The organism is Sphingomonas pseudosanguinis (assembly GCF_052056765.1).
GTDB classification, from domain to species: domain Bacteria; phylum Pseudomonadota; class Alphaproteobacteria; order Sphingomonadales; family Sphingomonadaceae; genus Sphingomonas; species Sphingomonas pseudosanguinis.
Map to the genome: position 1 here is coordinate 1,282,501 of NZ_CP189888.1, position 23,510 is coordinate 1,306,010.

Sequence of the window (23,510 nt, forward strand, 5' to 3'; positions counted from 1 at the left end):
TAGTCGATGGGAACCACGTTAATATTCGTGGGCCTGGTGGTGTGTGACGGATCTCGTGTGTTGTACGTCCTTATCGGATTGGACGTGCCTCGAAGAGGTCCCGGGAAATAGCCCCACCGTATAGACCGTACCCGAAACCGACACAGGTGGTCAGGTAGAGTATACCAAGGCGCTTGAGAGAAGTGTCCTGAAGGAACTCGGCAAATTGCCTCCGTACCTTCGGAAGAAGGAGGCCCCATATATGCGCAAGCACTTATGGGGGGCACAGGCCAGGGGGTAGCGACTGTTTAGCAAAAACACAGGGCTCTGCTAAGTCGGCTTCAAGACGACGTATAGGGCCTGACGCCTGCCCGGTGCCTGAAGGTTAAGTGGAGGAGTGCAAGCTCTGAAATGAAGCCCAGGTAAACGGCGGCCGTAACTATAACGGTCCTAAGGTAGCGAAATTCCTTGTCGGGTAAGTTCCGACCTGCACGAATGGCGTAACGACTTCCCCACTGTCTCCAGGACATGCTCAGCGAAATTGAATTCTCCGTGAAGATGCGGAGTACCCGCGGTTAGACGGAAAGACCCCGTGCACCTTTACTGCAGCTTCAGAGTGGCATTGGACAAGAACTGTGTAGCATAGGTGGGAGGCTTTGAAGCATTGGCGCCAGCCGATGTGGAGCCATAGGTGAAATACCACCCTGTTGTTGTTTAATGTCTAACCTCGTACCGTGAAACCGGTACAGGGACCCTCTGTGGCGGGTAGTTTGACTGGGGCGGTCGCCTCCTAAAGAGTAACGGAGGCGCGCGAAGGTTGGCTCAGGACGGTTGGAAACCGTCTGTTAGAGTGCAATGGCATAAGCCAGCCTGACTGCGAGACTGACAAGTCGAGCAGAGACGAAAGTCGGTCATAGTGATCCGGTGGTCCCTCGTGGAAGGGCCATCGCTCAACGGATAAAAGGTACGCCGGGGATAACAGGCTGATAACCCCCAAGAGCTCATATCGACGGGGTTGTTTGGCACCTCGATGTCGGCTCATCACATCCTGGGGCTGGAGCAGGTCCCAAGGGTTTGGCTGTTCGCCAATTAAAGTGGTACGTGAGCTGGGTTCAGAACGTCGCGAGACAGTTTGGTCCCTATCTGCCGTGGGCGTCGAAATTTGAGAGGAGTTGACCCTAGTACGAGAGGACCGGGTTGAACGTACCTCTGGTGTACCTGTCGTCGTGCCAACGGCGCAGCAGGGTAGCTATGTACGGACGGGATAACCGCTGAAAGCATCTAAGCGGGAAGCCTCCCTCAAGATAAGATTTCTCAGGACGGTCGAAGACCACGACCTCGATAGATCGGATGTGGAAGTGCGGTAACGCATGGAGCTAACCGATACTAATTGTCCTATTCGCGCTTGAGAGCTCCACACCCCCACCATCAGCCCTGGGCTGATAGACTGAGGGTCTGGTCAGCAAATCCAGCCAGTGCACGCATCGATTTTAACCCCCATTTCCCCACCAGGTACCACCTGATGGGGATCAGTATTCGCGGACTCTATTGCCTGGTGGCCATAGCGTCGGTGTCCCACCCGATCCCATCCCGAACTCGGCCGTGAAACCCGACTGCGCCAATGGTACTACTGCTCAAGCAGTGGAAGAGTAGGGCGTCGCCAGGCATTACAGTCCGCGAACACACAAAACCCATTCACATCGTCTCCTCGGGCGTCTCAGCCCGGAGCGCTAAGCCCCACGACACCACGCGTGAAGCGTGCCGCCGTGCGGCTCAGCTAACGCGGGGTGGAGCAGCCCGGTAGCTCGTCAGGCTCATAACCTGAAGGCCGCAGGTTCAAATCCTGCCCCCGCAACCATCCCCCCACACGCAAACACAGCCGCAGTCGTAACAGCCCCGTAGCTTCACCGCTCCGGGGCTCTCCTGCGTTCGGCTGGCGTGTCCCGCTGCGCCCAGTTACGGTCGCGGTCTCACGTCACACGGGCCGAACACTGGTGGCATATCAATACCAGCGAACGGCCACGTCAGGGATGCGACATGCGTTAGTTGCCGCCGGCCTTGCGCTGCTCGGCCGCGCGCTTGGTCAGCATTTCGAGCGTTTCGTCGAATTTGCCCCGGCGTTCGGCTTGACGGAAATCCATGACCTCATCGACCAGTATCTCCGACGGGGTCGGGTGCTGGGCCAATTGCGCGGCGACCGCATCGGCGAAGGCGTCGAGCGGCATATAGCCGGGGCGGTTGGCTTGGCCCGGCGTCAGGTCGGTCTGCACACCCGGCGGGGCCAGTTCGATGACTTCGACCTTGCCTTCCAACTGGGTTCGCAGCGACACGGTGTAGGAGTGAATCGCCGCCTTGGTCGCCGAATAGGTCGGTGCGGCTACCAGCGGTACGAAGGCCAAGCCGGAGGTAACGTTGACAATCGCCGCATCCGGCTGGTCGACAAGGTGATCGATCAGCGCGTTGGTCAAGCGGATCGGGCCGAGGACGTTGATGGCGAGCGTGGCTTCGGCATCGGACAGGTCGCGGCGGCCGGTCAGGTCCTCGAACTTCATGATCCCGGCATTGTTGAACAGTATGTTCAAAGCGGGAAAGTCGGCGATAATCTTTTTTGCGAAGGCGTCGACGGCAGCGATGTCCTCGACGTCCAGCACGGCGGTGTGAATTCGTTCACGCCCCTTGGCCGCGCGGTCCAGGGCCTCTTGCCGGCGGCCGGCGATGATGACCGTATCGCCGCGATCGTGAAAGCGGTGGGCAAGTGCCTCGCCGATCCCGCTGCCGCCGCCGGTCATCAGGATCGTATTGCCATGGGTTTTCATAGGTGGTTCTCCAAGTCGTAAGCCCTGATCGGCTCGGCAAAGGTGGAGCCGGATCAAGAACTTCGAAGCAGCCAAACGCCGGACGATCGCGCTTGATCCTTTGCTCAGGGGCAATCAGAGCGACGCTCTATTCGTTCCGCCCTTTCAGATGGTAAGGCCGCTTCTTGCCAACCGACTTGCCTGAAACGGCGAAGGGGTGTCGGGCTGACTTCGCAGACGTTCGACTTTCGTCCCATCTTGGCTTTGCGGATGGCCTTTGCGGGCATCACACTGTCCGGCGTGGGCGCAAATGCCGGCAGGCGTGGTAATCGCGCTTTGAGCCGACCTGCTCAACAGCCGCATGGTCGGCGCTGCCGTTAGCATGGCGGGACCACAGGCTTGGGTTGGCGGCATCTCATGCACGCTGTCGATCGGGCCGCGCGCGGAGGCGTGGCGCTATGATCCGCTCTTTGCGATGCTGGCCGCGTTCGATCTGGACGCCACGGCTTTTTGCAGACGGGCAGAGCCAAGTTCCGCCGCTCATCCAAGGGAAGCGGAGGGCTCATCACCGCCGTGCGGCTATCAGGTCCGTCAGCACCTGCAGGTCCTGCTCTGACGCGGTCCAGTGGGATGCGAACAGGCCACCGGCACCGAACAGCGCCGCCGCGATGCCGTCACGGCCCGCCGCCTTCCAGATGGCGTGTAGTTGCTTGGCCATCGGATCGTCGACCCGCCCGTTGTCACCGCGCACATGGATGATCCACGCCGCGAGCGCCGTCAGCGTCGCCGGGCAATCCTGCCCGCGCGCACGGTTGACGGTCAGGCTTTCCAGCCAGCGCTGGCCGATCTTCTGCGATCCGTCCATGGCGATCTGGGCCAGCCGGTGCGGCAGGGCGGTGTTGCGGAACCGGGCGAGCAGCGCATCAGCATAAGCGTCGAGGTCTTGATCGGGCGCGGCGGCGATCGTGCGCGCCGCCTCCACCCGCATCAGCCGCTCGACCAGCGGGAACAGTGCGGGATCGGCGACCGCCTGATGGACATAGCTGTGCCCTGCCGCCAGCCCGAGATAGGCCAGCGCCGAATGCGCGCCGTTCAGCATCCGCAGCTTGGCGGTCTCATAGGGACGCACATCGCCGACCAGCTCCGCGCCTACCCGGTCCCAGCCCGGGCGGGGGGTGGCGAAGCGATCCTCGATCACCCATTGGCGGAACGGCTCGGTGACCACCGCCGCCTCGTCACGAAGCCCCAGCCGTTCGGCGGCCGAGGCATAATCCGATTCTTGCGTCGCAGGTACGATACGATCGACCATCGTCGAGGGGCAGGCACACTCGCTGGCGAACCAAGCCGCCTCCTCGGGTGCATGGCGCTCGCAATAGGCCTGGAGCAGCTCGCCCAGTACCCGGCCATTGTCCGCCAGATTGTCGCAGGACAGGATGGTCAGCCCGCCAATGCCGCCCAGCCGCCGCGCGCGCATCGCGGCGGCGAGGATTGTGTAGATCGTCTGCCCCCGATGTGCCGCGTCGAGGTCGAGCCGACCATCGGGGCCGCGCAGATAGCCCTTTTCGGTGACGGTCAGCGTCACGATCCGGGTTGAGGCCGCCGCCAGCGTCGCGGCCAGCGCGCCGGGGTTTTCGGGCACGACGATGACATCGCGGACCGCGCCGATGATCCGGGTCTCGTCGCCCGAAGGACCGCCACGCGTGGTGACCGAATAGAGCCCGTCCTGCGGCACCATCGCGTCGCGCACCTGGGGCGAGCGGAGCGATACGCCGGTGATCGCCCAGTCGCGGTCGCCCGCCGCCATGGCGTCGTCGGTAAAGACCGCCTGATGCGCGCGGTGAAAGGCGCCGATGCCCAGATGGACGATGCCGGTCGCCTGGGCGTCGCGGTCATAGGCCGGGCGTGTGACATCGGGGCGAAGCTGCGCCAGGGCGGCGGAAGACAGTCTCATATCCGGTACGCCTTTCGGACCAGCGTGCTGGTCAATTCCTGCGCCAGTTCGGCGGCTTCCCAATCCTCGATCCGGTGCTCGGCGACAAGCCGCGCGAGGAACGCGCAGTCGACCCGCCGCGCGACGTCATGTCGCGCGGGAATCGAGAGGAAGGCGCGGGTGTCGTCGTTGAAGCCGACCGTGTTGCGGAACCCGGCGGTCTCGGTCGTCATCTCGCGGAACCGGCGCATCCCCTCCGGACTGTCATGGAACCACCAGGCGGGGCCGAGCTTCAGGCAGGGATAATGGCCCGCCAGCGGCGCCAGCTCGCGCGCATAGACGCTTTCGTCCAGCGTGAAGAGGATGATGGTCAGGTCGCGTTCGTTGCCAACCACGTCGAGCATGGGTTTCAGCGCTTGGACATATTCGGTGCGCACCGGAATGTCGGCGCCCTTGTCGCGACCATGGCTGGCGAACAAGCCGGCATTGTGGTTGCGGAACGATCCGGGATGGATCTGCATCACCATGCCGTCCTCGACGCTCATCTTCGCCATCTCGGTCAGCATCTGCGCGCGGAACAGCTCGGCATCGGCCGCGTCCCAGCGGCCACCGACGATCCGGGCGAACAGCGCCTCGCACTCCGCCTGCGACAGATTGGCGGTGCGCGCGGTCGGGTGGCCATGATCGGTCGCGGTCGCACCGGCCGCACGGAAATCGGCGCGACGCTTGGCGTGCGCGGCGAGATAGCCCGACCAGCTATGGACATCCTCGCCCGTCAACGCGGCGAACGTCTCCAGCGCGCCGGCGAACTGCTCATGCTCGACATCGATCACGCCGTCGGGGCGATAGGTGGTGACGACCCGGCCGCCCCAGCCCGAGGCGCGGATCGCATGATGCGGGTCGAGGCTGTCCTGCGCCCCCTCGGTCGTGGCGAGGAAGTCGATACGGAACCGGTCGAACAGCGCGCGCGGACGAAAGGCGTCGGTGGCAAGCTGCGCGTTGATCATATCGTAATAATGATCGGCGGTGTCGGCCTCCAGCCGGACATCGATGCCGAACACCTCGGCAAAGACATGGTCGAGCCACATCCGCGTCGGCGTGCCGCGAAACAGGTCGTAATGCGTCGCGAAGGTGCGCCAGGCGGCGCGGGGATCGGTCGCCGGGGTGCCGCCGCGATGCGGGATCGCGAGCGCGTCGAGCGAGACGCCCTGCGAATAGAGCATCCGGAAGACATAATGATCGGGCGCGAGCAGCAGGGTGGTCGCATTTTCCCACGGCGCATCGGTCGCGAACCAGCGCGGATCGGTATGGCCGTGCGGGCTGACGATCGGCAGGTCGCGGATGCCGGCATAGAGCGTGCGGGCGATGGCACGGGTGTCCGGATCGGCGGGGAACAGCCGGTCGGGGTGGAGTTCCAGTGGTCGCGTCATCGTCCATTCGCCTTTCCATGCAGCAGCCCGCGTTCCAGCCCGCGCAATTCGGCCAGTCCGCGCATCCGCCCGAGCAGCGAATAGCCGGGATTGGTGACCTTGGTCAGGTCGTCGATCATCTGATGGCCGTGATCGGGGCGCATGACGATCGAACGATCCTCGCGTTGCTGAAGCCGGACGATCTCGTCCACCACTTCGACCATATCCGCGCTCCCTTCCAGATGCGCCGCCTCGTGAAAGGCACCGTTCGGCTCGCGTTGGACGCTGCGCAAATGGAAGAAGCCGATCCGCGATCCCAGCCGCTGGACCATGCCGGGCAGGTCGTTGTCCGCACGGACCCCGAACGAACCGGTGCAGAAGCACAGGCCGTTGGCCGCACTCGGCACCGCATCGAACAACGCGGTCACATCCGCCTCGGTGCTGACCATGCGCGGCAGGCCGAAAATGGGGAAGGGGGGATCATCGGGATGGACCACCAGCTGGATACCGCACTCCTCGGCCACCGGGCACATCGCCTCCAGAAAGGCGATATGGTTGGCGCGCAGCCGCTCGGGGCCGGTATCGGCATAGGTCTGGATCGCCGCCAGGAATTGGGCGGAGGTGAAGCTCTCCTCGCTGCCGGGCAGGCCGGCGATGATCGTACGTTCCAGATGCCGGCGGGCGTCATCGTCCATCGCGGCGTGGCGGCGCGCGGCGGCCTCGATCGTCTCCGGCGTATAATCGCCGGCCGCACCGGGGCGACGCAGGATATGGATGTCATAGGCCGCCACCGCCTCCAGCTCGAAGCGCAGCGCGCGCGCGCCATCAGGCAATTCCCAGGCGAGGTCGGTGCGGGTCCAGTCGAGCAATGGCATGAAGTTATAAGTGACGGTGGTGATGCCCTCGGCCGCCAGATGGCGCAGCGTCGCCGCGTAGTTGTCGAACAGCTCGTCGCGCTCCGGGCCGGCGGTCTTGATCGCCTCGTGCACCGGCACACTCTCCACCGTGGTCCAGGCGAGCCCCGCCGCCTCGATGAGCACGCGGTGCGCGGCGATTTCGGCGCGCGGCCAGACCACGCCGTTGGGCAGGTGATGGAGCGCAGTGACCACCTCGGTCGCGCCCGCCTGCCGGATATGCGCCAGGGGCACAGGATCGCTGGGGCCGAACCAGCGCATCGCCTGGGTCATTAGTCTGGAGGGCATGGGCGACAAATCCTGTAGATGGGTATGAACCGATCGGGGCGGAGCAGGACGCCCGCCAGATGCAAAATTGGTATGACCGATATTCTTTCTGCTGTCATCTGGTCCAACCAATTTTCCTTAATGGCAACGTGACCGAATCGACGTCTTGGCGGGCATACTTCCTTTCCTCCCCTGTAAGGGGAGGGGGACCATCCGCAGGATAGTGGAGGGATGTCCCCGGTCCGTGAGGGGGCGGTACAACATCTCGTACCGGGACACCCCTCCGTCAGGCCTACGGCCTGCCACCTCCCCTTGCAGGGGAGGAATAATGGGCGTGTCGGTGCCGGCTGGCTATTCGCTGGGGCTTCGCGGGGCTCGGTGCGCGCCTGGATGTCTCACCATCCTATCTTACCAATTGCACCATGCTGGCCAATCCCGCACGGCATGGTTAGACAAGGCCAGGTACGACAAGGAGAGATGGGATGCGGGCAGTCATCATCGGCGAGGGCATGATCGAACTGTCCGGTGGCGGCGCGATGGGCGGCACGGCGCGCGGCCAGGGCTGGCGGCTGAGCTATGGCGGGGACACGCTCAACACGGCGTTGCACATGGCGCGTTCGGGGGCGGAGGTCGCCTATGCCACCGCGCTCGGGACCGATCCCTTCAGCGACGATCTGCTCCGTGCCTGGGCGGATGACGGTCTCGACGTGTCGATGGTGCTGCGCGATCCCAGTCGGATGCCCGGCCTCTACGCGATCCGGACCGATGCGTCGGGCGAGCGCAGCTTCGCCTATTGGCGCAGCGATAGCGCGGCGCGGCGCTTCTTCGAATTGCCCGATGCCGCCACGCTGCTGCCGCGCGCGATGGCGGCGGACCTGTTCTATTTCTCGCTCATCAGTCTGGCCGTCCTGCCCGAGGACGGGCGCCATGCGCTGCTCGATGTAGCGCGGCAATTGCGGGCGGCGGGACGGACCGTGGCGTTCGACGGCAATTACCGGCCCACTTTGTGGCGCGATCCCGCGGAGGCCGCGCATTGGCGTGACGCGGCGATCGGCTGTGCGACGATCGGGCTGCCGACCGCCGAGGACGAAGCCCTGCTGAGCGGCGAGCCGGATGCGGCGGCGGTCGAGGCGCATTGGCGCGCGGCGGGCGCACAGGAGATGGTGGTGAAGATGGGTGCGGCCGGCTGCCGGTTGACCGGGGGGCAGGTCGTCGCGCCCGTCGCATCGCTGGTTCCCATCGATACGAGCGGCGCGGGCGACGCCTTCAACGCGGCCTATCTGCTGGCACGGATGGCGGGCGTGCCGCCGGTCGAGGCGGCGGCGGCGGGCCATCGTCTGGCGGGCTGGGTGATCCGGCGGCGCGGCGCGGTGCCCGACCGCGATGCGGAGGCACCCTATTCGCGTCCAGAATGAGGGGCCGGCGCCCGTCGCCAAACGGGCTATCCCATGCGATCAATGGCAGAGGCGCGTGTTTTCAACCCGTTGCGCAATGACGGAGCTTGCTGCATAACGGCCTATGACACAACGGTTACAAACGCCGCAGCCGCTTGACCGCATTCAGCAGAACTGGCTCGCAACCACCGAACGTCGGATCTTGAACTGGCTGTGCGCCAGGATGCCCGCCGCCATGACCCCCGACCGGCTGACCGCGATCGGCATGGCCGGGGCCGCGCTGGTCTTTGTCGGCTATGTCGCCAGCAATATGGGGCCGGGCTGGCTGTTGCTGGCGCTGGCCGGTTATGCGGTGCAGTGGTTCGGCGACTCGCTCGACGGCAGTCTGGCGCGCTATCGCAAGATCGAGCGGCCATCCTATGGCTATTTCCTCGATCACAGCTGCGACGGGCTGGCCAATCTGATGATCGTGCTGGGCATCGGCCTGTCGCCCTTTGTCGGCATGAACGTCGCGCTGATCGCGCTGGCCGGCTATTTCCTGATGTCGATGCACGCCTTCCTCGCCGCGCGGGTGATCGGCGAACTGCGGCTGTCCTATATGGCGGCGGGGCCGACCGAGCTTCGCCTGTTCCTGATGCTGTTGACGGTCGCGATGATGTTCGATGATCCGACCAAGGACCTGATCGGCAACGTCTCGGGCTTCGACATCTTGATCGGCGGGATCGGCGGCGGCCTGATCCTACTGTTCGTCATCCAGACCTTCGCGGTCGCCAAGCAGCTGGCGGTGACCGACCGGCGTTGACCCATGCCGGTCGTCGTCGATGACGACGACCGGTCGAGGCGATCAGCGGCTCAGCCCGCGGTCAGCAGACCGTGATGCTTCTTGCCCGAGGACAGCTTCACCGGCTCTGCGCCGATGGCGATGACGGCGCTCTCATCCGCCACCTTCTCGCCATCGATGCGCGCACCGCCGCCCGCGATCAGGCGGCGCGCCTCGCCCTTCGACTTGGCGAAGCCCAGTCCGATCAGCGCATCGACGATCCCGATCGATCCGCCCGCCACCGCAAAGCTCGGCAGCGCGGCGCCGGCGGCGCCTTCCTCGAACGTCCGGCGTGCCGTCTCGGCGGCTTCGTCGGCGGCGGCGCGGCCCCGGCACATCGCGGTCGCCTCATTCGCCAGGATTTTCTTGGCCTCGTTGATCTCGGCACCTTCCAGCGTCTCAAGGCGCGCGATCTCGTCCAGCGGCAGGTCGGTGAACAGGCGCAGGAAGCGGCCGACGTCGCGGTCGTCGGTGTTGCGCCAGAACTGCCAGTAATCGAAATGCGGCAACTGGTCCTCGTGCAGCCAGACCGCGCCGGCCATGGTCTTGCCCATCTTGCCGCCGTCCGCCGTGGTGATCAGCGGGGTGGTGACGCCGAACACTTCGGTCCCGTCCATGCGGCGGGCCAGCTCGATACCGTTGACGATGTTGCCCCACTGGTCGGACCCGCCCATCTGCAGGCGGCAGCCATGGCGCTGCGCCAGCTCGCGGAAGTCATAGGCCTGGAGGATCATATAGTTGAATTCGAGGAAGCTGAGCGACTGCTCGCGGTCGAGGCGCAGCTTCACCGAGTCGAACGACAGCATCCGGTTGACCGAGAAATGCTGCCCTACCTCACGCAGGAAGGGGATATATTCCAGCGCGTCGAGCCAGTCGGCATTGTCGACCATCACCGCATCGGTGGGACCGTCGCCGAAAGTCAGGAAGCGTTCGAAGATACGCTTGATCGAGGCCACATTGGCCTTGATCCCGTCTTCGCCCAGCAGCTTGCGCGCCTCGTCCTTGAAGCTGGGATCGCCGATCTTGCCGGTGCCGCCGCCCATGAGCACGATCGGCTTGTGCCCGGTCTGTTGCATCCGGCGCAGGAGCATGATCTGCACCAGGCTACCGACATGCAGCGACGGGGCGGTAGGATCGAAGCCGATATAGCCGGGGACCACGCCGCCTGCGGCCAGCCGGTCGAGCGCGGCGGCGTCGGTCATCTGGTGGACGTAGCCCCGGTCATCCAGGGTGCGAAGCAGGTCGGACTGGTACGTCATGATGGCGATCCGTTACACCGCCGTTCCGCGTTCGTCACCCTCCGCCGATACAAATGGAGCGCGGGTGGACGGACCACCCGCGCTCCTTCGTTACGGCCCTGGCCAGGGCTTAGCGGCAGACGGTGCGCCCGCCACGCTCGACATAGGTGCAGGGGCGGTAGCCCGAACCCCGGCCGGTATAGTTGGTATAGTCGCCCTGCGAGCGGGGATCGACATAGCCCGGGTTGTGGCGTGCGCGGTCATATTCGCGCGCGACCCGCGCATCGCGGCGCGCCTGCCAACCATTACCGCGCCAGCCACGATCGTCGCGCCATCCGCGACGCTCACCACGCCAGTCGCCCCGGTCGCCTCGACGATCGTCGCGCCAGTCGCGGCGGTCGCGCCGCTCGTCACGCCAGTCGCGGCGATCCCGATCGCGGTCGTAACGCGGTCCGTCGCGCCAGGACTGGGCCTGCGCCGCCGATACGGGGAGCGCGGTGGTGGTAGCCACGCCGGCGACCGAAAGGCCCAGAATGGCAAAGACATGCAGGAATTTCTTCATACGCCAACTCCTTCGGGGCAGCGGCCCCATGCCGGCATTTAACCGGCAAGGCGCTGTCGCGTTCCTTAACGGGGGTCAGCGACGCGGAAGCTGGCTCAGCGGATCGACCGGCGTGCGGCCCCGCCGCAGCTCGAAATGCACCTCGGGCCGGTCGGCAAAGCCGCTTTGTCCCGACAGGGCCAGCGTCTGGCCGCGCTTGACCGCCTGGCCGCGCTGGACGAGCAGCTTGGAGGCATGGCCATAGACGCTGGTCCAGCGGTCGCCATGCTTGACGATCACCAGCCCGCCGAGCGCGGCGATGCCGTCGCCGACATAGGCGACGACGCCGTCCGCCGTGGCCTTGACCGGAGTGCCGATCGGCGTCGCGATCTTGATGCCGTCATTGCGCTCGCCACTGGAGCCTGCGCCGAAGCGCTTCACCACGCGGCCCTCGACCGGCCAGACGAAGCCCGAGCTGAGCCGCGCCGGCGCCGCGACGACGGCGGTCGGCGGCAGGACGCGCGACGGTGTGGTGCTGGGCTTGGCGGGGGCCTGGTTGCTCGCCAGCGCCGGTTCGCCGCCGGTCAGGATGTCGTCGATGTTGAGCGAGAAGGCGGCGGCCCGCTCGGCGGCGGTGCTGGCGGGCGCGCCGACCGTGCCGCCGGGGATCAGGACCCGCTGGCCCGCGCGCAGCACATAGGGTTCGGTCAGCGCGTTGGCGTCGACGATCTGCGACCAGGGAACGCCATAGGCGCGCGCGATCGCGATACCGGTCTCACCGGGGCGGACGAGGTGGAAGCGCCCGCCTGGGATGATCAGCTTCTGACCGATCCGCACCATATAGGGCGGCGGCAGCGCATTGGCGCGCGCGATCGCCTCGGTCCCGGCGCCCGTCTGGTCGGCAATGCTGCGCAGCGTGTCGCCGGGGCGGACGGTGTAGGTCGAGCCGGCAATGGCGCGCGCGTCGGGCGTGACCGGCCGAATTTCCCAGGAGGGGCGGGGGGCTGGCAACGTCGCGACCGGCTTTTGCGGTGCCGCCTCGACCATGGCGCGGGTCGCTGGGGGGCGGGCCTCTGGAGGCCGGGTGACCGGGGGGCGTGCCACCGGCCGGGTCGCCGTCACGGGGACCGAGCGGCGGATCGCCGGGCGTGTCGTGTCGCGCGCCGTCGGGGCGGGCGTGACCGGGGTGGCGCGCGTGGGCAGCGGACGCGACGGCGTCGCTCGCGGCGTGACGGGGGCGGGGGTCGGCTGGACGATTGGCGGGGCGGGCGCGGTGGAGCCGGCGGGCGGCTCCATATTGGGGATGCACCCCGTGACCAGCATCCCGATGCCGATAATCCCCAGCTTCCGTTCCACGCCCCGTACCCCTTGGCTCATTCAGCGATAGGCCGCGTCGAGCATAGCAAGAGATGCGTCATGCGTAAGATCGAGATGCAGCGGCGTCACCGCGATGCAATCCTCGGCGATCGCGTCCAGATCGGTGTCATGGCCGGGCTGGTGCGGCAGGCGACCGAGCGCCAGCCAGTAATAGTCGTACCCGCGCGGATCGCTTCGCCGTTCGAAGGTGGCGCGGCCATAGTCGCGCAGACCCTGGCGTGCGATGCGGATGCCCTTCACCGCCTCCGGCTCCACCGGCGGGAAGTTGATGTTGACGAGCGTACGGGGGCCGAACTCCATATCGAGGAGCGGACGCAGCACCCGCTCGCCCCAAGCCTCCGCCGTGGCGAACGACACGCCGTCGCCGACCGCCTGTCGGGCGTAGCGCTGGCTCAGCGCGATCGAACGGATGCCCGCCATCGCGCCTTCCATCGCGGCGGCGACCGTCCCGGAATAGAACACGTCCTCACCCAGATTGGCGCCGCGATTGACGCCTGACAGGATCAGATCGGGCTTCCGGTCGGCCATGACCTCGCCAAGCGCCATCAGCACCGAATCGGTCGGCGTACCCGTGACCGAAAAGCGCCGCTCGCCGAACTGGCGCAGCCGCATCGGCCGGGTCAGCGTCAGCGAGCGGCTGGTCCCCGACTGATCCTCCGCCGGCGCGACGATCCAGACATCGTCCGATAGCGTCGCCGCGATCCGCTCCAAGGCAGCGAGGCCCGGTGCGTGATAGCCGTCGTCGTTGGTCAGCAGGATGCGCATCAGCGCGGCTCCAGCACCGCCTGCCCGCCCAGATAGGGACGCAGGGCCTCGGGCACGACGACCGAGCCATCGGCCTGCTGATAATTCTCGATCACCGCGACCAGCGTCCGGCCGACCGCCAGACCCGAGCCGTTGAGCGTATGGACGAAGCGCGTGCCCTTGCCTTCCGCGGGGCGATAGCGCGCCATCATCCGCCGTGCCTGGAAATCGGTGCAGGTCGAGCAGGACGAAATCTCGCGGTAGCGCGCCTGTCCGGGCAGCCAGACCTCCAGGTCATAGGTGCGCGCCGCCGAGAAACCCATATCGCCGGTGCACAACAGCATCCGGCGATAGGGCAGGCCTAGTGCCTCCAGCACGCCCTCGGCGGCGGCGGTCATCCGCTCATGCTCGGCATCCGATTGCTCGGGGGTGGTGATCGACACCATCTCGACCTTGTCGAACTGATGCTGGCGGATCAGCCCGCGCGTGTCGCGTCCGGCGGCACCCGCTTCCGAGCGGAAACAGGGGGTCAGCGCGGTGAAGCGCAGCGGCAGTTCCTGTTCGCTCAGGATCGCCTCACGCACGATATTGGTGAGCGACACCTCGGCCGTCGGGATCAGCCAGCGGCCATCGGTGGTGCGGAACAAATCCTCGGCGAATTTGGGCAGCTGGCCGGTCCCGAATGCCGCCTCGTCGCGGACCAGCAGCGGCGGCTGCACCAACTCGAAGCCATGCTGCTCGGTCATGCGGTCGAGCATGAACTGGCCGAGCGCGCGCGACAGCCGCGCCATCGCCCCGCGCAGCAGCGTGAAGCGCGCGCCCGACAGCGCGACGCCGGTATCGAAATCCATGCCCAGAGCGGGCGCGATCACGTCATGCTCGCGCGCCTCGAACGCGAAGGTTGCCGGCTCACCCTTTTGATGGACCAGCACATTGTCATTCTCGTCCGCGCCCTGCGGCACATCGGCGGCGGGCAGGTTGGGAATGGCGGCGAGCGCGGTGTTCAGCTCGGCCTCGACGACGCGCTCCTGCTCTTCCAGTTCGGGCAGGCGGGCCTTCAGGCCGGCGACTTCCTCCATCAGCGCCTGCGCGCGCGCCTCGTCCCGCGCGGCCTTGGCCTGGCCGATCTGCTTGGACAGGTCGTTGCGGCGGGTCTGGACGGCTTGCGTCTCGGTATTGATCGCGCGGCGGCGTTCGTCGATCGCGATCAGCATGGCCGACTGCGGCGCGGCACCGCGCTTGGCTAGGGCGGCGTCAAAGGCGGCGGGGTCGGCCCCGATCAGGCGAATGTCATGCATGGGGGCGAGGCTATGGCCTCCGCTCCGCCGTCACGCAACCCGTGGCGAAGCCGTCGCGTTATCCCTTTCGCACAGACAAGGAGATACGCGATGCAAGTGCCGCATAACAGCTTCGTGCTGGTCGTCGATGGCCGCAAAAGCCTGTTCTTCCGCAACGAGGGCGATGCCGAATATCCCAATCTGGTCGTCGAGCATGCGGTCGAACATCCCAATCCGGCGGACCGCGACCAGAAGACCGACAGCGCCGGCGCGGCCTCCTCGACCCAGAGCGGCGCGGGCGCGCCGCCGATCGCGCAGGGCGGATCGAACCAGGCCGGCGGCGGCGGACAGGGCGCGCAATTCGCCGCGTCGCGCGGATCGATGGGCGAAACCGACTATCACCAGCAGGAAGAGGACCGCTTCGCGGCGGAGACCGCCGACATGCTAAAGCGCCGCGCGATGAAGCAGGAATTCGAGTCGCTGATCATCGTCGCGCCGCCCAAGATGCTGGGCGAGCTGCGCAAACATTATCACAAGGAGGTCACCGACCGTCTGGTCGGCGAGATCGCCAAGGACCTGACCGGCCATCCGGTGCCGGACATCGAGGCCGCGCTGCAAAAGGCGTAACGCGGCCTTTCCGGCCGGCGGCGCGTCAGGCTTTGCTGGCGAGCCGCCGCCGGATCATGAGCGCCGCTGCGGCGCCGCCGAACAGCAAGACCATCGGCGGGGCGGGCACCGGCGTCGGCGGCCCACCTGTCGAGCTGCCCGAGGACGAGGCACTGCTGGCCGAGGATGCGCTCGACGCGCTGGAGGCCGAGCTGGCCGACGAGCCGTTGGACGACCAGCCGTCGCTGCTCGATCCATAGCCGCTCGACGACGCGGATGATGTCGAGGAGGCCGACGAGGTCGACGACGCGCTGCTGACGTCGCCCGACGACGAACTGGTCGACGAGATATTGCCCGACGAGGACGTGCTGCTGACCCCACCGGTCGAGGTCGAGGACCCGCCCGTCGAGGTGGAGGAGCCACCCGTCGACGTCGACGAACCGCCGGTCGAGGTAGAAGACCCGCCCGTGGAGGTGGAGATGCCACCCGTCGACGATCCGCCGGACGATGTCGACGATCCGCCCGTAGAGGTCGAGGAACCACCCGATCCGCCCGAGGCCGAGGATGTCGAACTCGATCCGCCGCTGCTGGTCGAGGACACGACGATATTGCCGTTCGACCCGCCGCCAAAGCCGAAGCCGCCGCCAAAGCCGCCCCCGAAACCGCCGCCAAAGCCTCCACCCCAGCCGCCGCCCCAACCGCCGATCACGGCCGGAACGTAACCGCCGCCGCTGACGAATGCGGGTGCGGCGGCGGGGAGGGGGACAGGAACGGGCGGATTCTGGGTGGTGACGGTGATGACCGTTGGGGGCGGAGTGGTGGTGACCGTCCGCCGGGTGACGACGCGGCGAACCGGCACGGCCGCGACGCGGCGATGCACGATCTTCCGGCCGGGCTTGGTCTGTTTCAGGACCGCTGGCCGCTTGGGGCTTTCGACCATGTGCACGGCACCGCCGCCGATCACGGCGCCACCTGCCGCACAGGCGGTCAGCTTCGCCAGGGCCATTCGCACGGACATCGTCAATTCCTCACACGGTACAGCCGAATGGCGCGACCGAGCGGCGCGTCCAGGCTCCCTACATCTTCTCCCCTGTCATCACACTGACCAAAAAAGCTTTAAGGGCCAAGGGCGATATTCCCCCTGGGCCGTACAGTTTTGGGATTCGCGAACCGCCCGATCGCAGGGAACCGGGCAGCATCAACAGGATCATGTCATGCGGATGACACGCCCGGGCGACGCAGAATTCGGTTTTCGAGATTCGGGTGTGGAAAATCGTTTGCCGACCGACGGTTCGTCCATATTCCGTTCACTTCGCAACATTATTATCAAAAACACAATCACGACGAAATGCCAGTCGCTTGCGGCAAGTGGTGGCACCGACTATAGGCGCTCTCGACCATCAGGGGGCGGCTCCGAGGACGCGGTGCAGAAATGTCGCGCCGACGGGCCCTTTGGGAGAGTGGTATGGCGACGGTGTTTGATCGCATGACGGAATCCGCAGGCCCGGACGTGGCCAATGATCTCGACGAGAACTACCGTCCCAGCGCGGACGAACCGTTCATGAGCCTGAAGCAGCAGGCGTATTTCCGCCGCAAGCTGCTCGACTGGAAGGAGTCGATCCAGCGGGAGGCGCAGGGAACCCTGTCGCAGCTGCAGGTTGATTCGCTGCGCGAGCCTGATCTGACCGATCGCGCCTCGAGCGAGACCGACTGGTCGATCGAACTGCGCACCCGCGATCGCCAGCGCAAGCTGATCGCCAAGATCGATGCCGCGCTCCGCCGCATCGACGAGGGCGAATATGGCTATTGCGAGGTGACCGGCGAACCGATCAGCCTGGGTCGCCTGGAAGCGCGTCCGATCGCGACCATGACGGTCGAGGCGCAGGAACGGCACGAGCGCAACGAGAAGGTGTCGCGCGACGACTGAGCCATGAACGGACCGCGATCCCGTCGTCCGGCGGCGCGGTCCGCTCGTTTTTCATTGGTCGATTGGCCTTGCGGCCCCCGCAATATTAATGGAATGGCAACGCCATCGCGCGTAACGCATGATCGCGTGAGGAAGAACGGGGCCGCACGGAACTCGATATGGACGCGATGAGGCGCGAGCCCGACACCGGGCCGAACGAAACAGAGCAGCAGGGCAGCCGGCCACGCCGCGACAGCCTGTTGCTGATGGCCACCATGACGCTGGCGGACGACGCTCATCCGCGTGAGGTGCGCGTGCGCAACATCTCCGAGGGCGGGTTGATGGCCGAACTGGCGACGCCCGTCGAGATCGGCACCGCGATCACCTTCGATCTGCGCGGCATCGGCCCCGTCTCCGGCCGGGTCGCCTGGTGCACCCAGGGGCGGGTCGGTGTGTCGTTCGACCGCCCGATCGATCCCAAGCTGGTTCGCAAGCCGGTCGGCGGCGGCACCACCACCCCCGAATATGCCAAGGCACCCGCGACCCCGCACACGCGCTCCTTCCACCGCTGAGACGGAACGCGGGCTTTCAGCCTCCCCGATATGGGAGGGGGCGCAAAGTCCGTTAGGCGCGATCGACATTCATCTTATTCCTCCCCTGTAAGGGGAGGTGGCAGGCCGAAGGCCTGACGGAGGGGTGTCGCGATCCAAGAGGCTGGATCGCATCCACGGCTGGGTACACCTCTCTACTATCGTTCGGATACCCGCTCCCCTGGAGGGGATAGTTGTGAAATTAGCGTTTCCTCGCTCCTCACGCACCACCCCGGCCTGCGCCGGGGTGATGCGAAGCGTTTTGCAACGATCGCCTAAAGCAGGATGACATGAAGTGAACCCACCCCTCCCCTTCAGGGGAGGGGCCGGGGGTGGGGCGCTTCCACAGGCGGGGGGTGTGAGGCGATGCCCCACCCCAACCCCTCTCCTGAAGGGGAGGGACTCGTGTTAATTCCAGACAACGTCATCCCGGTCTAGCAGCAGAGGAAGCAAACTGATCCAGCCAATCTACCATCCGGGCGGAAAGTCGGCTGCGGCCATAGTCCGACCTCGCTGAGCGGGACACCCCTCCGTCAGGCCTTCGGCCTGCCACCCCCCTTGCAGGGGAGGAATGATAGGAACGTCGATAATCTCGGGGAGCCATAAAATACCCGACGGCCTGGTGCGTCGGGAACGCCACCATCGGCGCCGTGGCCCGGTCTCGCATCCATCGCCCATGAAAAAGGCCGCGGCGGGCGTGATCGCCCGCGCGGCCGGTTGCGGATCGGCGTGGTGGCCGTGCGACCATCGTCATGGTTCGGTCACCCTGGCCTGCGATAAGGCCGCCGATCGTTGAGGCGAAGCGTTGCTAGATGTTCTGGATTTCCTCCTTCAGTCGCAGCTTCTGCTTCTTGAGGTCGGCGAGGACCGCCGTGTCCGGCAACGGTCGCTGCGATTCGGCATGGATTCGCCGATCGAGCGTCGCGTGTTTGGTTTCCAGGGCCGTTTGATGCGCCGTATGCATAGGGCTTCAACCTCCTGTCCATTGGTAGGGGAAGGAAGTAAATCACCAATCGGGCATGTTGTCGCCATGGATTTTCGACCAATTCGACAAGCTGAGCCATTTGGCGGGACGACATGCCATCGGCGAGGGAAGGGCGCCGTCGCGACCTGACCAGGCCCCTCTCGCGCGATCGGGCGGGGCTTGCTAGAGGAGCATCGGGCTCGATCGGGAGGGGCAGGATGGACGTCACGCTGGCACGCGCACGGATCGACACGCTGCGGATCGAGCATCGCGATCTCGACGACGCGATCGCCGCGCTGCTTCAGTCCAATACGCCCGACCAGCTTCAAATCGCGCGCCTGAAAAAGCGCAAGCTGCGGCTGCGGGACGAGCTGGCGGAGCTTGAGGACCGGTTGATCCCCGACATCATCGCCTGATCGCGTCGTATCGGGACAGGCGGTGGATCGCGGCTCTTGTCGCGTCGCGGCCGGCTATGCGAGCCAATCGTTCATGCTCGATTCCCCCACGCCCGAACCCTTGCACCACAAGCTGATCGACGGTCTCTATACCGAGGCGATGGGCCTGGCCGAGGCCGCGCGCGGCTATTTCGACGGGATCGGCCGTGAGGATCGCGATGTGCTGGAGCCGGCGGCGCGGATCGGCTTTTCCTGCGAGTCGCTGAAGGTCACGACCCGGCTGATGCATGTCATCGCATGGATATTGACCCAGCGCGCGGTGGAGGCGGGCGAATTGTCCAAGGCCGACTCGCGCGATTCCGTCCGGCGGCTGGGCCCGTCGCCCGAGTCGGACGAGGCGGTCGTCGCCGCCCTTCCGCCACGCGCCGCCGCGCTGACCCGCGCCAGCCTGGACCTGCATCGCCGGGTCGAGCGGCTGGACCAGATGGCCGATGCGCCCGTCGCGGCGGTCAGCCCGGTGCAGATGCTCCAGGCGCGGCTCGGCGGCTTCTTCTAACGCCGCCCAGAGGTCACGCCCCCAGCGACAACCGCCGCCGGGCGGCTTCATATTGACGGGCAAGCGTCGCGATCCGCTCCGCCGCCGGTTCGACTGCATCGACCGCGCCGATGCCCTGGCCCGCCCCCCAGATATCGCGCCACGCCTTGGCCGCCTGTCCACCGCCGAAGTTCATCGTGCCGACATCGCCGTCGGGCAGATTGTCGGGGTCCAGCCCCGCCGCGACGATCGAGGCGCGCAGGTAATTGCCGTGCACGCCGGTGAACAGGCTGGAATAGACGATGTCGCTCGCCCGACCCTCGACCACGCCCTGCTTATAGGCCAGGGCCGCATTGGCCTCCACCGTCGCGATGAAGGGCGAGCCGATATAGGCGAAGTCCGCACCCATGGCCTGCGCCGCCAGAATGGCGTCGCCCGTCGCGATCGCACCGGCCAGCGCCAACGGACCGTCGAACCATTGCCGGATTTCCTGGATCAGCGCGAAGGGGGAGAGGCGCCCCGCATGGCCGCCGGCACCGGTCGCCACCGCGATCAACCCGTCCGCGCCCTTTTCCACCGCCTTGCGCGCGAAACGGTCGTCGATCACGTCGTGCAGCGTAATGCCACCCCAGTTGTGGACGCCCGCATTCACATCCTCGCGCGCGCCCAGCGAGGTGATGACGATCGGCACCTTCCACTTGGCGCAGGTCGCCAGATCCTCCTCTAAACGGTCGTTGGAGCGGTGGACGATCTGATTGACCGCGAAGGGGGCCGCCGGGCGATCGGGATGCGCGCGGTCATGTGCCGCCAGTTCCTCGGTGATCCGATGCAGCCATTCGTCGAGCAGGCTGGCGGGTCGCGCATTGAGGGCAGGGAAGGAGCCGACGATCCCCGCCTTGCACTGGGCGATCACCAGATCGGGATTGGAGATGATGAACAGCGGCGACCCGATCACGGGCAGCGCGAGGCGACTCAAGGCGGCGGGCATGCTCATGGCTTTACGATAACGTAAACGGAAAGCGTGTCCAGCCTGTGGCGATCGGTCGATCCGCACGCCAATCCCTTGTCATGGGATAATATGACATGGGTGACATTTGCATTGGGTCGGGGAGGGCGTAGAGCTTGGCCATTCCAACGTGAAAGGCCTCGATCCCGATGAAGTCCGCCCTTTCGGTCCTTCTTGCCCTGACCGTATCGACCCCTGCTCTCGCGGCGGGCCAATTGCCCCAAACGGTGGCGCCGGTCCTCTATGACATCACCATCCGCCCCGATGCGAAGGCGCTGACCTTTTCCGGTGAGGAAACCGTCGATGTCGATGTCCGCCAGGCGACGACGACGATCATGCTGAACGCCGCCGAACTCGCGGTCACCCGCGCGACCTTCGACGGCAAGCCCGTGCCCTTCACGATGGACAAGGCCGCGCAGACGCTGACCCTCACCCTGCCGCAGGCGGCATCGGTCGGCCGACACAAGGTCGGCTTCGCCTGGACCGGCACGATCAACCGTTCGGCCAACGGCCTGTTCGCGATCGATTACAGCAATGCCGATGGCAGCCAGTCGCGGATGCTCGCCACCCAGTTCGAGGCCCCCGACGCGCGTCGCTTCGCGCCGATGTGGGACGAACCGGCGTTCAAGGCCAAGTTCCGCCTGTCCGCCACCGCGCCCAAGGGGCAGATGGCGATCTCCAACATGCCCGTCGCCTCGGTCGCGGCGCAGGCCGATGGCACGCAACTCTATCGCTTCGGCGAGACGCCGGTCATGTCGAGCTATCTGCTCTATTTCGGCTCGGGCGATCTGGACCGGAAGACGGTGAACGCCAGCGGCGTCGAGATCGGCGTCGTCAGCCGCAAGGGCGTGGTAGACCAGGGCGATTACGCGCTCGGCTCGGCGTCCAAGCTACTGTCCTATTATAACGACTATTTCGGCACGCCCTATCCGCTGCCCAAGATGGACATGATCGCCGGCCCCGGCTCCAGCCAGTTCTTCGGCGCGATGGAGAATTGGGGCGCGATCTTCTATTTCGAGAACGAGCTGCTCTTCGACCCCAAGGTCATGACCGAGAGCAACCGCCAGCGCATCCATACCGTCGTCGCGCATGAAATGGCGCATCAGTGGTTCGGCGACCTCGTCACCATGCGCTGGTGGGACGATCTGTGGCTGAACGAGGGCTTCGCGTCGTGGATGGAGGGCAAGGCCACCAACGACCTGAACCCCAGCTGGAACGCCGCCGCCGCCAGCATCGCGGGCGAGCGCGAGTCGGCGATGGGCATCGACGCGACCAGCGCCACCCATCCGATCATCCGCAAGATCGAGACGGTCGACCAGATCGGCGAGGCGTTCGACAGCATCACCTATCTGAAGGGGCAGGCGGTCATCGGCATGCTCGAATCCACCCTGGGTTCGGACATTTTCCGCAAGGGCATCCGGTCCTATATGGCCAAGTATAAGTACCAGAACACCGTGACCGAGCAGCTGTGGGAGGAACTGTCCAAGGCGTCGGGCACCAACATCGCGACGATCGCGCATGATTTCACGCTCCAAGGCGGCGTGCCGCTCGTGACTCTGTCGGGCGCGCGGTGCGAAGGCGGGCAGACGGTGGCGATGCTCAGCCAGGGCCGCTTCGGTCTGGATGAGGCGTCGAAGACCCCGCAGACCTGGCACGTGCCGATCCGCGTCGCGACCATCGGCGGTGGTGAGACGAGCACGGTCGTGACCGGGACCGCGCCGGCGCCGGTCAAGGTCGGCGGCTGTGGCACCCTCGTCCTCAATCGCGGCAAGGGGTCCTATACCCGCGTGATGTACGACGATGCCGGCCATGCCGCGATCGTGCGCGATTATACCCGGCTGTCGCTCGAGGACCGGCTGGGCACGCTGGGCGACGATTATGCGCTGGCGGCGGGCGGCTATCAGGATCTGGGTCGCTGGTTCGACCTGATGGCGCAGGTCAAGCCCGATGCCGACCCGCTGGAATGGGGAACGGTCGCGGCGGAGCTGGGTCGCCTGGATGGTCTGTATGAGGGCACGCCGCTCGAAAAGCCTCTGCGCGCCAAGGTCGCGTCGATCCTGTCGCCCGTGCTAGCCCGGGTCGGGTTCGAAGCGAAGCCGGGCGAGAGCGCGCCGGTGTCCAACCTGCGGGAGGCGCTGATCGGTCGGCTGGGCACCAGCGGCGATGCGATGGTCGCCGCCCGTGCGCGCGGCTATGTCGCGGCGCTGGCCAAGGACCCGGCGGCGATCCCGGCGGCGATCCGCCAGCCGATCCTGTCGACCTACGCCACCCGCGCCACGCCGGCCGAGTGGGACAAGCTGCTCGATCTGGCCAAGGCGGAGCGCAACCCGGTGGTCAAGAACCGCTATGTCTCGCTGCTCGGCTATGCCGAGGACGAGAGCGCGGCGCGCCGGGCGCTCGGGCTGCTCAAGACCGACACCTTCACCCCGCCGCAGCGCGCCGCGCTGCTCCGTTCGATCGCGGGGGCGCATCCCGATCTGGCGTTCGACTGGGCGGTGGCGAACAAAGTGCTGGTCGACAGCTTCCTGGAGGAGAGTAACCGCGCGACCTTCATCGTCGGGCTGGGTGCCGGGTCGAACGATCCGGCGATGCCCGGCAAGATCCAGGCCTTTGCCGACGCCAACCTGCCCGAAGGATCGCGCGGCGGCGCCAAGCGCTCCATCTCGCAGATCGCGGTGCGCAAGGCGGTGGCGGATCGGTTGAAGCCCGCCGTCCAGACCTGGCTGGCGCGTTGATCCGGAGGCTGGCGGGGTAAGGTGCCCCGCCGGCCTTTTTTGCCGTCGCCACCGTCTCCCTCCCTCCCTCCGTTCAGCCTGAGCGCAG

At 66.2% G+C, this 23,510-nt stretch carries 20 protein-coding genes, 1 tRNA gene and 2 rRNA genes (1 of these 23 running past the window's edge); 11 read left to right on the forward strand and 12 right to left on the reverse strand.

From position 1 onward, the window contains the following. The 3 genes from ACQHGV_RS05795 to ACQHGV_RS05805 form a co-directional block, all read left to right on the forward strand. Positions 1-1,389, forward strand: a 23S ribosomal RNA gene (locus tag ACQHGV_RS05795) (it extends 1,403 nt beyond the left edge of the window). A 141-nt stretch (positions 1,390-1,530) separates the two neighbouring features. Next, a 5S ribosomal RNA gene (rrf, locus tag ACQHGV_RS05800) occupies positions 1,531-1,645 on the forward strand. Positions 1,646-1,760: 115 nt separating this feature from the next. Further along, positions 1,761-1,837 (forward strand) — tRNA-Met (locus ACQHGV_RS05805). 184 nt (positions 1,838-2,021) lie between these two features. Here the strand turns inward: ACQHGV_RS05805 and ACQHGV_RS05810 are convergent. The 4 genes from ACQHGV_RS05810 to uxuA all read right to left on the reverse strand — a co-directional run bounded on the left by ACQHGV_RS05810 (position 2,022) and on the right by uxuA (position 7,315). Next, complete coding sequence (locus ACQHGV_RS05810) at positions 2,022-2,795, reverse strand: SDR family oxidoreductase (RefSeq protein WP_440979770.1); 774 nt, start codon at positions 2,793-2,795, stop codon at positions 2,022-2,024. A gap of 544 nt (positions 2,796-3,339) precedes the next feature. Further along, positions 3,340-4,725, reverse strand: a complete 1,386-nt coding sequence (locus tag ACQHGV_RS05815) for a mannitol dehydrogenase family protein (protein ID WP_440979771.1) — start codon at positions 4,723-4,725, stop codon at positions 3,340-3,342. Further along, the gene (uxaC, locus tag ACQHGV_RS05820) at positions 4,722-6,134 is read right to left on the reverse strand and encodes a glucuronate isomerase (RefSeq protein ID WP_440979772.1); all 1,413 of its coding nucleotides are present in this window, start codon (positions 6,132-6,134) and stop codon (positions 4,722-4,724) included. Before uxaC ends, ACQHGV_RS05815 begins: the two co-directional genes overlap by 4 nt. Then, the gene (gene uxuA, locus ACQHGV_RS05825; protein ID WP_440979773.1) at positions 6,131-7,315 is read right to left on the reverse strand and encodes a mannonate dehydratase; all 1,185 of its coding nucleotides are present in this window, start codon (positions 7,313-7,315) and stop codon (positions 6,131-6,133) included. Before uxuA ends, uxaC begins: the two co-directional genes overlap by 4 nt. Positions 7,316-7,776: 461 nt before the next feature. Here uxuA and ACQHGV_RS05830 point away from each other — a divergent pair, with 461 nt between their 5' ends. Beyond that, positions 7,777-8,709: a sugar kinase gene (locus tag ACQHGV_RS05830; protein WP_440979774.1), complete on the forward strand. Its 933-nt coding sequence runs from the start codon at positions 7,777-7,779 to the stop codon at positions 8,707-8,709. Positions 8,710-8,812: 103 nt separating this feature from the next. Beyond that, positions 8,813-9,490: a CDP-alcohol phosphatidyltransferase family protein gene (locus ACQHGV_RS05835; RefSeq protein ID WP_183950646.1), complete on the forward strand. Its 678-nt coding sequence runs from the start codon at positions 8,813-8,815 to the stop codon at positions 9,488-9,490. A 50-nt stretch (positions 9,491-9,540) separates the two neighbouring features. Here ACQHGV_RS05835 and tyrS read toward each other — a convergent pair whose 3' ends face one another. From tyrS to serS, 5 genes are all read right to left on the reverse strand, one after another. Continuing rightward, on the reverse strand, positions 9,541-10,767 hold the full coding sequence (tyrS, locus tag ACQHGV_RS05840) for a tyrosine--tRNA ligase (protein WP_440979775.1): 1,227 nt from the start codon (positions 10,765-10,767) through the stop codon (positions 9,541-9,543). 109 nt (positions 10,768-10,876) lie between these two features. Beyond that, positions 10,877-11,308 (reverse strand): hypothetical protein, encoded by a 432-nt coding sequence (locus ACQHGV_RS05845; protein ID WP_440979776.1) that lies wholly within the window; start codon positions 11,306-11,308, stop codon positions 10,877-10,879. 75 nt (positions 11,309-11,383) lie between these two features. Next, positions 11,384-12,643 (reverse strand): peptidoglycan DD-metalloendopeptidase family protein, encoded by a 1,260-nt coding sequence (locus tag ACQHGV_RS05850; protein ID WP_440979777.1) that lies wholly within the window; start codon positions 12,641-12,643, stop codon positions 11,384-11,386. 21 nt (positions 12,644-12,664) lie between these two features. Next, positions 12,665-13,429: a 5'/3'-nucleotidase SurE gene (surE, locus tag ACQHGV_RS05855; RefSeq protein WP_440979778.1), complete on the reverse strand. Its 765-nt coding sequence runs from the start codon at positions 13,427-13,429 to the stop codon at positions 12,665-12,667. After that, positions 13,429-14,706, reverse strand: a complete 1,278-nt coding sequence (serS, locus tag ACQHGV_RS05860) for a serine--tRNA ligase (protein WP_440979779.1) — start codon at positions 14,704-14,706, stop codon at positions 13,429-13,431. The genes surE and serS overlap by 1 nt, the downstream gene beginning before the upstream one ends. Before the next feature lie 90 nt (positions 14,707-14,796). On the opposite strand from serS, the gene ACQHGV_RS05865 reads away from it, so the two are divergent. Next, positions 14,797-15,312: a host attachment family protein gene (locus ACQHGV_RS05865; protein WP_440979780.1), complete on the forward strand. Its 516-nt coding sequence runs from the start codon at positions 14,797-14,799 to the stop codon at positions 15,310-15,312. A gap of 25 nt (positions 15,313-15,337) precedes the next feature. Here the strand turns inward: ACQHGV_RS05865 and ACQHGV_RS05870 are convergent, their stop codons facing one another. Next, positions 15,338-16,309 carry a PEP-CTERM sorting domain-containing protein gene (locus ACQHGV_RS05870; RefSeq protein WP_440979781.1) on the reverse strand — a complete coding sequence of 324 codons (972 nt, stop codon included), beginning with the start codon at positions 16,307-16,309 and terminating at the stop codon, positions 15,338-15,340. A 447-nt stretch (positions 16,310-16,756) separates the two neighbouring features. Between ACQHGV_RS05870 and dksA the strand changes: the two genes are divergently transcribed. Both dksA and ACQHGV_RS05880 read left to right on the forward strand, forming a co-directional pair. Continuing rightward, on the forward strand, positions 16,757-17,218 hold the full coding sequence (gene dksA, locus ACQHGV_RS05875; RefSeq protein ID WP_440979782.1) for an RNA polymerase-binding protein DksA: 462 nt from the start codon (positions 16,757-16,759) through the stop codon (positions 17,216-17,218). Between the two features lie 158 nt (positions 17,219-17,376). Then, the gene (locus ACQHGV_RS05880; protein ID WP_183950653.1) at positions 17,377-17,769 is read left to right on the forward strand and encodes a PilZ domain-containing protein; all 393 of its coding nucleotides are present in this window, start codon (positions 17,377-17,379) and stop codon (positions 17,767-17,769) included. 826 nt (positions 17,770-18,595) lie between these two features. On the opposite strand, the gene ACQHGV_RS05885 is transcribed toward ACQHGV_RS05880, so the two are convergent. Further along, positions 18,596-18,751: a YdcH family protein gene (locus tag ACQHGV_RS05885; protein ID WP_183950654.1), complete on the reverse strand. Its 156-nt coding sequence runs from the start codon at positions 18,749-18,751 to the stop codon at positions 18,596-18,598. A 218-nt stretch (positions 18,752-18,969) separates the two neighbouring features. Between ACQHGV_RS05885 and ACQHGV_RS05890 the strand changes: the two genes are divergently transcribed. Both ACQHGV_RS05890 and ACQHGV_RS05895 read left to right on the forward strand, forming a co-directional pair. Further along, positions 18,970-19,167: a YdcH family protein gene (locus tag ACQHGV_RS05890; RefSeq protein WP_183950655.1), complete on the forward strand. Its 198-nt coding sequence runs from the start codon at positions 18,970-18,972 to the stop codon at positions 19,165-19,167. A gap of 73 nt (positions 19,168-19,240) precedes the next feature. Next, positions 19,241-19,702 carry a DUF1465 family protein gene (locus ACQHGV_RS05895; RefSeq protein WP_440979783.1) on the forward strand — a complete coding sequence of 154 codons (462 nt, stop codon included), beginning with the start codon at positions 19,241-19,243 and terminating at the stop codon, positions 19,700-19,702. A gap of 13 nt (positions 19,703-19,715) precedes the next feature. Here ACQHGV_RS05895 and ACQHGV_RS05900 read toward each other — a convergent pair whose 3' ends face one another. Further along, the gene (locus ACQHGV_RS05900) at positions 19,716-20,675 is read right to left on the reverse strand and encodes an NAD(P)H-dependent flavin oxidoreductase (protein ID WP_440979784.1); all 960 of its coding nucleotides are present in this window, start codon (positions 20,673-20,675) and stop codon (positions 19,716-19,718) included. A gap of 161 nt (positions 20,676-20,836) precedes the next feature. Between ACQHGV_RS05900 and ACQHGV_RS05905 the strand changes: the two genes are divergently transcribed. Continuing rightward, entirely contained in the window at positions 20,837-23,422 is a 2,586-nt protein-coding gene (locus ACQHGV_RS05905) for a M1 family metallopeptidase (protein WP_440979785.1), read from the forward strand. Positions 23,423-23,510 lie beyond the last annotated feature (88 nt).